A 13405-nucleotide genomic window follows, 5' to 3' on the forward strand; every position below is an offset into this window, starting at 1 on the left:
AACGACCGCTTGGTCAAACGATATCAACCACAGGCAACGGGGGGTTGACTGGCAGATGAAGGTCGATGATGCTCGCTGTAAGCTAGCCTCCGTTTACCCTAAAATTAAGCTTTGACACTGCACTAGTCTATATTTGCCCTTTCCCCGCGAAGAAGCCGATGTCGACTATCAAAAGCTAGGTTTCTTTGTCGACGAAGACGGCATCGAAAAAGTCCAGGTCCTGTTGGTAGCTGTCAAAAAAGAAGTTACCAATGCCTATATGGAAACCTTTCAGAAGGCCGGACTAAATCTCGATGTGGTCGAAACCAGCAGCTTTGCCCTAATTCGAACCATTCGTGAGCAACTGCGACAGTTTACGCCCCAAGAAGCGGCGGCTATTGTCGACATTCAGTTTGAAAGTACAGAAATATCCATCGTTGTCGATGGCATTCCACATTTCTCACGGACAGTGCCCATCGGCACCTTTCAAATTCAAAGCGCCCTCAGCCGCGCCATGAATTTACCCCCTACCCGTAATACAGAGCTGCTTCAGGGAATGACTGTACCGGCCACCCCAATGGATAGTATGGGGGCCCCCCAAATGTCCGGCGGTACTAACCCAGGTACGGCAGCCATGCTCAGGGTACTGGGGGAGCTGTCCGATGAACTGCGACGTTCCATTGACTTTTACTTAAACCAGGGGGAAGACATGGAAGTTGCTCAGCTGCTGCTGGCAGGACCGGGTAGCGCAATTGGCCAACTAGATGAGTTCTTTGCCCAACGTTTAAGTCTGCCGGCTAGCCCAATCGATCCGATTGAGTCCCTGTCCCTAGAGGTGGGTGACGAAATTTCTGAAGCCCAACGTCCTGGGTTGGCAACAGTTCTGGGCTTGGGCCTGAGGGAGGTTTAGGACATGTACAGCATAGATATCAATTTTCTCAATGATCGTGAAGAACGTCCTGTTTTAGCGACGCAATCATCGTCCGTGGTGCGGCGGTCCTCTAGAGATCGCACCCCCATCGCCATCGGTCTCGGTGTGCTGGTGGCGGCATTAGCTGGTGTAGGAGGTTTTTGGGGCTTACTCAAGTATCAAGAATCCACCTTGCAAACCCGTCAAGCTGAGCTAGCTCAGAAGCTGACTGAACTCCAGGCAAAACTAGCCCAGGTGGATCAGATCAAGGCAGAAACTGAGGCAGCCCGCTCAGAAAGTCGTGCTTTAGCCGGAGTATTCACCAAGATTCGCCCCTGGTCGGCCATTGTGAAGGATATTCAAAACCGGATTCCCACCCGCACCCAGCTCTCCAAAGTCAGCCAAACCCCAGGGGAGCCCATACCAGCCGCAGCTGGAGATGAGCCCATTCCCCCCGAAGCAGGCGGCATCAGCATTGATGGAACAGCCTGTTCCTTTGATGATGTCAATGACTTTGTTCTGACACTGAAAAATTCTCCGTTCCTCGAGAGTGAGACAGTCAAGCTCAATACATCTGCATTGGGTAGTGAAGTCTTGGGTCGTTGTCCAGGGGAAGCTCAGCGGGACGAGCCCACGCAACTGGTGGACTACACCATTGTGGGCAACGTCAAAAGTGTGTCTACCGAACAGTTTGAGCGACTGCTGGCTGAACTGGAAAATCAGCAAGCATCCGTCGGTCTTTCCTCTAGGTTAAAAGCCCTTTTAGAAACAGGAGTGCTCGAATAATGACATTAAGCGGAGACTTTATCCCGGCCGAAGACGACCTGTATGATGAATCGTTAAACCCTGTTATCTTTGGCATTGAGTTAACCCCAAAGGTTTTGGGCATCCTGGCAGCCCTAGCTGGTATTGGTTTAGCCATATTCCTGTTTCAGCGATTTGTGCAACCTGTGCGTCTCAGTAATCAAGCCCTCAGAGCCGAAATCGCGGAAAAGGAGCAGCAGTTGGCAACCCAAGCTGAACGATTAGAAGAAATTGCCAAACTTGAAGAATTGCGGGATGCCGCTCTTCTACAGCGTCGCAATGTCTATTCTCTATTTTCAGATGAGTCCTCCATGGATACGCTGCTCCTAGACATCAACCAGCGGATTAAAAATAGCAATGCGTCCATCGGGGCTGCCCGCAATCAGGTCATAGCTCGGGGTATTCCCCCAATTATTGTTGAGGCGCAGCTGAAAAAATTTGTCCCTAGCGGAGAAACCGTCGTCCAAGACGGCAGCCTGGGCGCAGAGGTGAATGACAAGCTAAAACGTCAGACCTACAGCGTTGAGTTTTCCGGAGACTTTGCCCAGACCCAATCAATTCTGAGCAATGTCGAACGGTTGGAACCCTTACTGTTGATGCGGGATTTTGCCCTGTCATCCTCTGAAACCGTGACTGAAACCGTTCTCAACAGCCAAGGGCAAGTGGTAGGACAGCCCAAACAGCGCATAAATTCCACTTTTGAATTGGATGCACTGATTCCAACGGGTGATCCCTCGGTTCCACCAGAAATTGCTCCACCGCCACCAGCGGAAGGTGAAACTGCTGAAGAACAGCCGCAGTCTGAAGAACAGCCGCAGTAGGTTGTTGGATCAGTTACTTTCCCCTTGTTCAAACCCCCAAGGTTTCAGACCCTAACATCGACGTACTCTAATTAAGATTTAAGGAGTGAACTGTGAAACGACGCTTTTTCAAACTTGGAAGTTTAATGGCTGGCGGAGCTTTGAGCGTCCTCACAGCTCAGTCTGCTGAAGCCGCTGCTACAGCCATCCAAAACGTTGAACTCAACGCAACTAAAACAGGCATGGAGCTGAAGCTTTCCACCAAGGGTGGCGACACTCCTCAAATCTTTGCAGTCCGTCGAGATAATGTTCTGCAGGCAGACATTACCAATGCCCAGCTAGCCCTACCTAACAGCAAGGTCTACAGCAAGCAGAATCCTGATCCCACCATCAAGTCGATTCAGCTAGAAACCCTGGATGCCAATACAGTGCGGCTAACGATTCAGGGAGCTGATCAGGCACCGGTTGCTAATTTGGAGAAGGTCAATGGCCAGGGCCTTTTAGTGAGCCTTGACACCCGACCCAACGCTACTCCACAACCCAGTGTTCTACCCGAAACCATTGAAACGGTTACGGATCGGTCTTTGTTACCCACCCATCTAGCCCAAGCCGAAACAGACACCCCGGATGTTTTAGTGCCTAATCCTGAGGTGATCATCGATGGCACTCCGGTAACAACGCCTACACTAAATGGCGCGCCTCCGTTTTTACCCCGAGCTGTGGCCCCTCCGGTGGGAGACATTGCCGTTTCAGAAATCAATGCGGGTCTAGATGTGATTGATCTGGGCACAGCTGAGCGGGTACCCCGTTTGGTACTGAGGGATGCAACGGCCCGTGAAGCCCTGTCCTTATTGTCTCGCGCTGCGGGGCTTAACCTTGCCTTTACCGATACAGGTGGCGGAGAAGACTCGGTGGGGGCGGATACCAAGGTGACCCTAGACATTGAAGACGAGCCTGTGCAGAACGTATTCAACTACGTTCTGCAGATCTCAGGATTGGAAGCCAATCGCGTCGGTCGGACAATTTTTGTCGGACCTCGACTGCCCCAAGCGGCTCGAAATTTAATTGTGCGCAGTGTGCGAGTCAATCAAGTGGATGTGGCTACTGCCATTAATTTCTTGGTATTTATGGGGGCTGAGAGTGCCTTTGCCGATGAACAAGAAATTCAGGTGGTTGAGTCAACCATTGATGTGGGTGAAGAAGTAGAACAAGTTGAAAGAACCGAGTTAGAGACCAGCGTTGAAATTCTGCGGGCTGACTATCAGGATTCACCAGCCCTGTTGCGAGGGCTGCAGGTAATTGGTGATGCCCGTACTAGTTCCATAACCTTAGTGGGAAGTCCCCGCCAGGTCGAAATTGCTACAAGCCAGTTAGTTCAATTAGATCTACGCCGACGTCAGGTCGCCATTAACCTGAGGGTGATTGACGTTAATCTGTCAGCACTAGAGGAGTTCAGTACGAGTTTCTCCTTTGGTGTTGATGATGTCTTCGCCAGACAAAATGGTGAGGGTGTTTTGGATTTGGTATTTAATAACGCTAACCCCTTAAACATCGGCCGGAACTTTATCGCTGCGCTGAATGCAACAATTACAAATGGCAATTCCAAAATCATTACTGATCCAACATTGATTGTTCAAGAAGGACAGGATGCTTCAGTTAACCTGGTGGAAGAGGTCATTAACACAAGTACGCTTAACGCGATCATTAATGAGAGTGGTGTCGTCACCGAGGAAAGGGAAGTGGAGTTAGTTGACGTGGGCCTGACCCTAGCCATTAATATCGATCGCATTGATGATAATGGTTTTGTATCTCTGTCTGTTGCGCCTACTATCTCTTCGCCAGGAGCGCGAATTAATTTGGGGGGTGACAATAACTTTGTGATTCCAATTTCAACAAGAGCTCTAACCTCTGGACAGATTCGGGTACGTGATGGTCAAACCCTAGTGTTGTCGGGGATTATTGAGGACACTGATATTGCCACTACTAGCAAGGTTCCAATTTTGGGCGATCTGCCGATCATTGGTGCATTGTTCCGTGACACCGGTACTAGAAATGAGCGTCAAGAGTTAATCGTGCTGCTGACGCCTCAAATTTTGGATGACTCTGATGAAAGCATCTATGGCTATAGCTATACACCTGGGGAGGATGTCCGCGAGCTATTAGGCGAAACTGAATAGTTTGCATTTGTTTCCATAAGACTTAATAAAAGCCCTGTAGGCCTATCCATAAAAGGTTTGCAGGGCTTTTATGTAGTTTAAAACACAATTCTCAACCACAAATCCTATAAATTTTCCTAAAAATCGCTGAAATCCATATAAATTCAATGTTTTATAGATCTATATAGGTAAGGGACCCCTTAGAATGGGTCAGAGAAAACATGAGGCTCCAAGGGTTTCAGCGATCTGTTGAGATTTTCCTTATGTTTCTTTAACGATTTGTCCAACGATGGGCATGGTTCATTCATTGGTTTTAATCTGCGAGGAGACAAAGATGAATAAAGGTGAACTGGTAGACAAGGTATCCGAAAAGGCCTCTGTGACTAAAAAGCAGGCTGATGCAGTTATTTCTGCAGCAATTGAATCAATCATGGAAGCGGTTTCCAGTGGTGAGAAGGTCACGTTAGTTGGGTTTGGTTCCTTTGAGCCCCGGCACCGTAAGGAACGGGAAGGACGTAATCCTAAAACGGGTGATACCATGGTCATCCCGGCGACCACCGTGCCTGCCTTTTCAGCTGGCAAGCTATTTAAGGAAATGGTGGCCAACAAGTAATTAAGCTATCCGTCATTTGAGCAATAGTGTCGCTACGGCGCTTGAATATTGAGAATGTGTCTTGGAATTATGTTTCCATGGTTCACATTGCAATATTTCTAGCGGTAGCGACACTTCTTTTATTGCCCTAAAACTCCCTTCACAGTGGCTGATTAATGGATGGGAGTGACCCCACCAGTACAATTGGCAGAAATAATGCTGGAACATGGCACGCTGCAGCACCGATTACGATCTAGCAATTTTAGGGGGAAGTCTGGGCAGTCGGTTGGCTGCCTGTACCGCTGTCCGCAAAGGTGCCCGTGTTGCATTAATCGCGCCGAACTGGCCTGCCAATGATGCCGCAGATGCCCTCCTACAAAGACTCCAGGCTAAAAGGCTAACCTTCCCCACCGTGCCCTGGTCTGTCCTGGGTGATGGAGTTACTAACGGCGAATGCTCACTGCCAATGCTCACGCCGACGGGACTGAGAACCCAAGGGATCGATGTGATTCTGGAACCGGCTAGGTTTACATCGGAACTGGCCTTAACGTTAGAAAACCGTGACCTCAAGGCCAGTCGTTATTTGTTGACCGATGGCTATGGCGCATCCATACCCGAACTGGCCCAGGACAGTTTGCCCTGTCACCAGCTGACTCAGCTCAAAACCCTGCCCCATCACATTGCTGTCACTGGCCGTGGAGCTACGGCGGTGGAATGGGCTTACGCCCTAAGTCGTGTGGCGACGGTCACCCTGATTCTGCAGGATCACTCGTTGTTACCGGCAGAAGACTGGGATATTCAACGGCTGAGCGAGGTCCAGCTCAACCATGGGGGGATTACGATAGTTGCCGCAGACCGTCTGGGGTCCGGTGGTACCCCTATCGAAGCGAAACAGGTCGATGCAGAACTGTTGGTAGCGGTGCCCCAGACCTATGGCTGGGAATCACTACAGCTAGAAAATGTGGGCCTGCCCCCTGGGCATAGCACCATTGCAGTGAATCGGTATCTGCAAACAAGCTGCCCTCAAATCTACGTCAGTGGTGGCAGCTTAGGTGGGGAAAGTCGGCCCGAGTTAACCCAGCAAGAAACAGCCGTTGCTCTGGAAAATGCTCTGTTTGGCCGACGGCATATGATGCAATATGAACATGTGTTTTATTCGATTCATCTGCTGTCCCCCATCGGCCGTTGGGGGTTAACTGAAGGCCAAGCCAGGGAGCTCCATGGCCATGACGTGCAGATATTTCAAGCCTCTTGTCTGCCAATGGTGGCGGATCAGGTGGCCCAGACTAATTTTTGCAAAATCATCACCATAGGCGATCAAATTCTGGGGGTGCATCTGATGGGGGAGGGTGCCCCTGACCTGGTGGCCACCTTGGGAAATTGCCCGACGATGAATGCCCTGGGGCAGAGCATCACAGCTAGGGTGAAACCTGGTACCTTGGCCGATGCCATCCATCAAGCAATTGAACAATGGCAAGGCTCCCGCTGGAAGGGGGGGCAATGGCGACGAGATTGGGCTGAAAATTGGTTTAATTTTCGGCGTTCGATGTAGATTCGCGGTAAAGCCGTTGTACCGGCCATTAAACCTTGGCTAAGGTCACTATTTCTGGTTGGTCTTGGTATTTGCCCTGGCGGGTCTCATAGCTAACTTGGCAGGGGTCACCTTCTAAAAAGAGCAGCTGTACTACGCCCTCACTGGCATAGATGCGACAGTCTGCACTGGAGGAATTGGAAAACTCTAGGGTGAGATATCCCCGCCAGCCAGCTTCTGCCGGGGTGAGGTTGGCAATGATGCCACAGCGGGCATAGGTGCTTTTGCCAATGCAAATGGTGGTGATGTTATCGGGAATGGACAAACGCTCAAACGCTACACCTAGGCCATAGGAATGGGCAGGCAAAATAAAATAGCTGCCATTTTCATCGGTGCGCAACTTTGTGGGTTCTAGGTTTTCTGGGTTAAAGTGCTTGGGGTCAATGACGGTACCGGGCACGTGGCGGAAAATCCGAAATTCTTTGGCTGATAGGCGAATATCGTAGCCAAAGGAAGAAAGACCATAGCTAATGACAGGTACGTTGGTACCCTGCCAATCCATGCGTCTGACTAGCGCAGGCTCAAAGGGCGTAATCATCCCTTCACTGGCCATGCTGTGAATCCAAGCATCATTTTTAATCATTCTTTATCCCTCGCTCCTCACAGCTCACCACTTAATAGTTCACCCTTTAATAAAAGTAACCTGATCAGACTCACCCGGTGGGCAAGCCCCAATGTATGAACCACGGTTATCTTTTCAAAGCTAATCCCTTCAAACCTAAGGTAAAAACTCTCGCCTAAATTCGGTGACCTGATCGGCCATGGAGAGGATGGAGTAGGGCATTTTGGGCCCGGTCAAAATGATATCCATTTGGGAAGGGCGCTGTTGTAGTAGCTCTAGCACTTCCGCTTCTGGAATAAGGCCATAGTCCATGGCCAGGCTCAGTTCATCTAACATCACTAGGCCGTATTGATCGTCCTGGACAGCTGTTTTGACGTAGGTCCACAGCTCGCTCACGGCGGCCTGGGCATCGTGGGTGGTTTCAAAGATACAGCCTGAATAACCGCAGCGCACCCAGTCTAGGTTTTGGCCCATTTGGGTGATGTGGTCTGGGCCTTGATCAATGCCTCCTTTGAGAAATTGAGCCACTAGCACTGACATGCCCTGATCGGCAGACCGTAGGGCTTGGACCATGACGTTGGTAAAAAAACTGCGGTGGACCGATGTAAATACCCGCAGGGAGCCTTCAATGGCTTGTAGCAACGGGTGACGATCCCCTTGGGAAAGCATGGGTGGGGCATCAGGGGTGGGGGGAATTCGGGAGGGATGGCGGGTATTGTGGGTCACCCTCAGCTGTTGAACCATAAAACGCTATATCTAGTAGCACTTTCGTTAGTAGCGACCTAAATATAGCGCATACAGGGTGAATTTAGGGGACAGCTTAACATGATGAATTTCAGCTTGGTTTTGGCAGTTGAGCCATGCTGAAGGTCGTTAGAAAAAAATTGGGGAGGCTAGGGCAACTGTGGTGATGAGGGTCAGGGTTGCGATCGCAACCACCACCGTCAGCTTATTTGCTTTAATGCGTTTTTTCATGCCTCACCCCATTTGCGGTTAACAGGTGCTGATAGGTGGCCATCCTAACATGGCGTATTGGGAGTACCACAACACAGCCTGCAACAGCCTTAGCACGCTATGGTCAAACAGCGCCCCCATGGCCTGACCGATGGTTTGGCCGAAGCCATGGGCGCAAACCTATAGTTTCCTAAGTAAGACCAGCCCATGCTGAAAGCGGTTTTATTCGACTTGGACGGCACCCTCGCCCATACCGATCAGATTCACTTCCAAGTTTGGCAATCGTTGCTCGCCCCCCATGGGATGACCGTTGACCAGGCATTTTACGATCGCTTCATTAGCGGTCGACTCAACCCTGACATTGTGAGGGATTTGCTACCAAATTTGTCAGTGGCCCAGGGGGTGCTCTTTAGCGCTGACAAAGAAGCTCGGTTTCGCGAGATGGCGGCTGACCAACTGCAGCGGATGCCAGGACTAACGGATTTTTTACACCACATAGAGCATCAGGGATACGCCACCGCACTAGTGACCAACGCTCCCCGTTCCAATGCAGATTTTATGCTGCACACCCTGGCCCTAAAGGGGATGTTCTACCCCGTCATCATTGCCGATGATTTACCCAAAGGTAAACCCGATCCGCTGCCTTACCAAACCGCCTTAGATCAGCTGGGACTAAGGCCAGACGAGGCTCTAGTGTTTGAAGATTCCCCCACGGGGGTGCGGTCCGCCACGGCGGCGGGTATTCCCACCATTGGCGTTACCTCCAGCCACAGTGACGCGACCCTATGCCAGCTGGGGGCAATATTCACTATTGTGGATTTTACCGATAGGCGACTGTTAACCTATGGAGTCCAGGAGAAGATTACGGAACCGATAGGCGACTGTTGACTGTGGCCCCATGGGGACCAGGAAACTATCCCAGAGCCGTGCTCCATGCCCACCTTTAAGCTGGACAGATCATCCTGTTGGATACTACTTGCAAGGACAGTACAGACTCTTAGATGGTAGGAATGGATTAGTTTCAGAGTCGCACCATGAGCAATGCCCCTGACGATCAGCCCCAAACCGTTCAGGACCGTTTGGCTAGGTTACGACACCTAGCCCAGGCCTTTCCCAAGGAGCAGCGGGAAGATGTCCTGCTCGAACTCGATGATCTCAGCGCGGAGCTACGGGCCGATGGCTCCAGTCTCCCCACCCTGCATCCACGGCTCAAACGTCTAGCGGCCATTGCCATGATGGCCCGGATGTTTGCCACCAATAATCAGCAGGCGATTGAAGAGTTTGCCAGTAATTTGGTGGACTTAACTAAGGCGACAAAAATTGGGGATTAGCCGGGCAAGGGGCAGCGGCTATTAATAGCGCTTAGTGACCCTTAGTAGTAATAATTCTGCACCGGCAACGTATAGTCCTGCTCCACCCAAATTTGCGCATTGACCGGTCCGTAGTGATTCCGCAGCGCACTTTCCACCCGTTCGCCGATGGTGCGGGCCATGCCCAGAAACTCTGGGTGTACCGCTAGGTAAAGTTCGATCCAGACCTGGCGACCCACCATCCCCCGCGACCGGATCCGATTGCAACGGATGACACCTTCTACGGTGGTGACCACCTGGGCAATGGCTTCAGGGGCAATGGCGGTGGGCCTGAGTAGGGTGGGCAACTGGGTATCAAGGACGCGCCAGAAGCTGTGGAGGGTGAAGATAATTAGTGCGATCGCAATCAGTGGATCCAGCCAAGCATAGCCGCGCCAAATACCCACCAACCCCAGCAACACCGAGATACTTAACCAGCCATCTCCCAACACATGCTGGGTCGTCAACTTGAGGGCCAAACTCTGTAGGTATCGCCCCTGATAGGAAACCACCAAAGCCAAGGTGAGGGCAATAGCCACCATGGCCGCCATCAGCTGCATTAGGACAACGGTCACCTCCACCGGAAAGGGCAAAGCAACCCGCTGCATCGCCGCTTCAAACTGGCCAAACGCAACGATTAAAATACTCACGCCGAAAAACCCTAACAGGGCTGCCAATATTAGCGACCCACCCACTTCTCCTCGACCATGACCCCATATTTCTCGTCCCAAAGGGCGTTGAGGCGAAGCCACCGCAGTCAAACTCAGGGCGGTACTAAAAACATCAATTAGGGTGTGGAGAGATTCTGCCAATAAACAAACCGATTGACTCGTCCAACCAGCCGTCACCTCAATGGTCAAGATCACCAAATTTGCCCACAGCATCATCAGCAACAGGCGATAGCATGTTTGCCGTTGTTGCCCAGCATCTATGACCATGGATTACCCATTAACCAGTTGAACATATTCAATGACGTGCCCCCTGCCAAGGGACCATATCACGGGAAGGAGAATGTCATCCATAAAGGCTGCATCGATAGCGATGCATTCAGGAGAATGGCCATCCATAAAAGCTGCATCGATAGCGATGCATTCAGGAGAATGGCCATCCATAAAAGCTGCATCGATAGCGATGCATTCAGGGAAATGGCTATCCATAAAAGCTGCATCCCTGACAGCTGTATTCAGGAGAATGGCCATCAAAAAGCTGCATCCCTGACAGCTATTTTTAGGGGAATGGTCACCCCAAAAAACTGTACGGATGTTGATGCTAATAGGCTATATGTCCTAATCAGTTAAGGGTTGGATAGGCTGGTTAAAATCAGCCTATCCAACCCTTAACTGATTAGCACTAAGCATTCAGGCTAAAAAATTACGGTACTAACAGATAATCAGAAAAATCGAATTGAAGTGCAGATTCTCTGATGCAAGATTAGGGTTTATTGGGCGTTCTCACTGTCTGACTGAATAAGACTTAAATACTTGAGAAGATGATGCGCTCAAGCCAGACATTAATCAAAACTTTGATTTAAATGCAGAAAGGGTACCGACGACTGGCCGTGTTTCGTCTCGGTACCCTCACTGGTTCGCTCCTCACACACAATAGTAATTCTAGGCTATACAGCGGAATTTGTCATCCCTAATCTAAACTTTCATATCTAAACCTATCCATCAGCCTAAAACCATTCCCTTAATGGATAGCCCAATCTTTCACCTAGTAATTGTTTCAGCACAACTTGAGTTGGCCTTAGCCAACGACTGACTTCCCCAGCTTCGGATGAGGCGGGTGTCGTGGCACCAGCGCATTGTTCCAAGGCCATGATCAGCTGCTTAGACATTTGTAACAATTGGGGCTGCGTAGCCTCATCCCAACCATCGCAAATATCTAGCAAACAGTGAATCAATTGATACAGGGGAGGATGGGGCATGGAAAACATAACCCCAGGGGGGATGTCGGTCTGCACCTGCGCCACTCCACCCATTTGCTGGTAACAGGCCTGCCATCGACAGCACAGCTCATATCCAGATTGCAGCTGCCATAGTTGTTCGGGCGTGATCGACTGAGACGATACCTGTTTTACTGTCTGTAACGTCTGCAATGTCTGCGGAGATAGCTGCTGCCGCCATTGATCTATTCCCCCCTGGGAAATGACAAACTCCAGCCAGCCAGCCTCGTTCTGGCGAATGCTTGACCATACTGAGGGGGTTGATTGCCCCAGCAACACCCTCAGTAGATTAGAGGCAATATCACCCACGGGTTGTTGCCAGATTTGCTCCAGCTTGCATGAAATTGCCGAAACATACGTAACTGTTTCTTTACAATGAACTTTTTTTAAGGGAATACTCTGATGACAAATATGTGTGGTTTTACCGATGCTTAATAAAACCGCTGAATATCTAAGGGGAGTATGAAGGTTTGACTTAGATGATGCTTGATTGATGGGATTGATCACGTCAATCGATGAAGCTAAATCAGACAGCAATGTCCGTTTTAACGAAATCATGTCATATTATTTGTATTAACTGGGTGAAAGTACAGAGCTTTTTCTGTGCGCCCCTTTTTTTGATCTGAATCACGGGTTAGTTAAGTATTGGGGTTCAGTAACCTCCTTCAAAAAAAGCTGAAGTAAGTATAAAGAAGTCAATTTCGGGATGCCAATCAGATCGGTCGTTTGTATTAATGTACTTGATGTATTTGTTTCGTATACTGATCGTGGTTTTACGGTTGACAAGTACAACGGCTTATTAGTTCTTGACATAGGGCTTTTAAATTACTTCTTTTTAAATTTCATACGTGATCGCATTCAGGGTGGATCAATAACTGGAGTCTTCGTCAACCGAAAGTTCTCCAGATTATTTTTGGCTAAAAACTCTATGGCTTGACACTAGGTAAATGACACTAACTGAATTATCAACAACTGCCAGCACTGTCCCCATGTCATCATCTCTCCCAGCGGATGACGCTCGGCCATTTCATGTATGGCAACGCATCCTTGATTGGGCACAAGAGCATTATCGATGTCGCACCTTTAGTAAAGATGAACGGATTCCGACACGGCCAGGATTGCTTTACTTAGTTCAGCAGGGTGCTGTGCGTTTGGTGGGAAGTGCTCAGGTTAGCGCCACCCTCAAGCAGCAAAAAGCCTCTTCCGCTAGAGTCCCCTTAGTCGCTGCCGAAGAAGCCTTTCTCGGGTTTGTGGGAGCGGGTCAGCCATTTGAGATCGTTGCCCAGCCACCCTTCACCCTCCAGAGCTTTTCCCATGTAGATCAGACCACCATTGTCTGGCTTTACTGGAATGATTTGGATACTTGGCCCCATTTCCGCCGTGAGGTACTCGATGCCTTTCGTCGCCAGCATCAGCGTAAGTTACTGTGGCTCAGTACCTTGGGTCAACGCCGCACCATCGATCGACTGTTGGGCTTTTTGACTTTGCTGGTGGATGAGTATGGTGAGCCCTGTGACAATGGCTACTACCTACCCTTTCCCCTGACCCATGCCCAAATCGGTAGTGCCATCGGTTCTACCCGAGTCACCGTTACCCGCCTGATGGGTAAACTGCGTCAGCGGGGTTTGATTCAAAGCCATGGTGAGAATCTCATCAGCATTCCCTTTGGTACCAGCCTAAAACAACAGGGGTAATTCGGTTTAATCAACTAACCCACTGGTTTCAGTCGGGTTTGTGGGCAGGGATTGTGCAGCTGGGATAGT

General features: G+C 50.0%; 13 protein-coding genes and 1 pseudogene. 9 read left to right on the plus strand and 5 right to left on the minus strand.

What is annotated here, in order from left to right; genetic code table 11:
• Positions 1 to 124: 124 nt before the first annotated feature.
• The 6 genes and pseudogenes from pilM to VB741_RS05960 all read left to right on the plus strand — a co-directional run.
• Positions 125 to 889, plus strand: a pseudogene (pilM, locus tag VB741_RS05935) (type IV pilus assembly protein PilM); the annotation flags it as partial.
• A gap of 3 nt (positions 890 to 892) precedes the next feature.
• Positions 893 to 1675, plus strand: coding sequence for a PilN domain-containing protein (locus tag VB741_RS05940; protein ID WP_323364232.1), 783 nt, complete (start codon positions 893 to 895; stop codon positions 1673 to 1675).
• Positions 1675 to 2514, plus strand: coding sequence for a hypothetical protein (locus VB741_RS05945; RefSeq protein WP_323364233.1), 840 nt, complete (start codon positions 1675 to 1677; stop codon positions 2512 to 2514). Before VB741_RS05940 ends, VB741_RS05945 begins: the two co-directional genes overlap by 1 nt.
• A 125-nt stretch (positions 2515 to 2639) precedes the next feature.
• Positions 2640 to 4670 carry an AMIN domain-containing protein gene (locus tag VB741_RS05950; RefSeq protein WP_442786303.1) on the plus strand — a complete coding sequence of 677 codons (2031 nt, stop codon included), beginning with the start codon at positions 2640 to 2642 and terminating at the stop codon, positions 4668 to 4670.
• 274 nt (positions 4671 to 4944) lie between these two features.
• On the plus strand, positions 4945 to 5262 hold the full coding sequence (locus VB741_RS05955) for an HU family DNA-binding protein (RefSeq protein WP_323364298.1): 318 nt from the start codon (positions 4945 to 4947) through the stop codon (positions 5260 to 5262).
• A gap of 205 nt (positions 5263 to 5467) precedes the next feature.
• Positions 5468 to 6793 carry an FAD-dependent oxidoreductase gene (locus tag VB741_RS05960; RefSeq protein WP_323364235.1) on the plus strand — a complete coding sequence of 442 codons (1326 nt, stop codon included), beginning with the start codon at positions 5468 to 5470 and terminating at the stop codon, positions 6791 to 6793.
• A 28-nt stretch (positions 6794 to 6821) separates the two neighbouring features.
• On the opposite strand, the gene dcd is transcribed toward VB741_RS05960, so the two are convergent.
• Entirely contained in the window at positions 6822 to 7415 is a 594-nt protein-coding gene (gene dcd / locus VB741_RS05965; RefSeq protein WP_323364236.1) for a dCTP deaminase, read from the minus strand.
• Between the two features lie 135 nt (positions 7416 to 7550).
• Positions 7551 to 8138 (minus strand): cob(I)yrinic acid a,c-diamide adenosyltransferase, encoded by a 588-nt coding sequence (locus tag VB741_RS05970; protein ID WP_323364237.1) that lies wholly within the window; start codon positions 8136 to 8138, stop codon positions 7551 to 7553.
• Between the two features lie 417 nt (positions 8139 to 8555).
• Between VB741_RS05970 and VB741_RS05975 the strand changes: the two genes are divergently transcribed.
• Together VB741_RS05975 and VB741_RS05980 are read left to right on the plus strand one after the other, a co-directional pair.
• Positions 8556 to 9236: an HAD family hydrolase gene (locus VB741_RS05975; protein WP_323364238.1), complete on the plus strand. Its 681-nt coding sequence runs from the start codon at positions 8556 to 8558 to the stop codon at positions 9234 to 9236.
• 146 nt (positions 9237 to 9382) lie between these two features.
• Positions 9383 to 9679 (plus strand): hypothetical protein, encoded by a 297-nt coding sequence (locus VB741_RS05980; RefSeq protein ID WP_323364239.1) that lies wholly within the window; start codon positions 9383 to 9385, stop codon positions 9677 to 9679.
• Between the two features lie 41 nt (positions 9680 to 9720).
• Here the strand turns inward: VB741_RS05980 and VB741_RS05985 are convergent, their stop codons facing one another.
• From VB741_RS05985 to VB741_RS05995, 3 genes are all read right to left on the minus strand, one after another.
• A complete protein-coding gene (locus VB741_RS05985) occupies positions 9721 to 10635 on the minus strand; it encodes a cation diffusion facilitator family transporter (RefSeq protein ID WP_323364240.1) in 915 nt (304 codons plus the stop codon).
• 3 nt (positions 10636 to 10638) lie between these two features.
• On the minus strand, positions 10639 to 10896 hold the full coding sequence (locus VB741_RS05990) for a hypothetical protein (RefSeq protein ID WP_323364241.1): 258 nt from the start codon (positions 10894 to 10896) through the stop codon (positions 10639 to 10641).
• Positions 10897 to 11372: 476 nt separating this feature from the next.
• Positions 11373 to 11951 (minus strand): hypothetical protein, encoded by a 579-nt coding sequence (locus VB741_RS05995; RefSeq protein WP_323364242.1) that lies wholly within the window; start codon positions 11949 to 11951, stop codon positions 11373 to 11375.
• A gap of 680 nt (positions 11952 to 12631) precedes the next feature.
• Here VB741_RS05995 and VB741_RS06000 point away from each other — a divergent pair.
• On the plus strand, positions 12632 to 13336 hold the full coding sequence (locus VB741_RS06000; RefSeq protein ID WP_323364243.1) for a Crp/Fnr family transcriptional regulator: 705 nt from the start codon (positions 12632 to 12634) through the stop codon (positions 13334 to 13336).
• Positions 13337 to 13405 lie beyond the last annotated feature (69 nt).

Origin of the sequence: Leptothoe sp. PORK10 BA2 (assembly GCF_034932105.1) — a bacterium.
Taxonomy (GTDB): domain Bacteria; phylum Cyanobacteriota; class Cyanobacteriia; order Phormidesmidales; family Phormidesmidaceae; genus Leptothoe.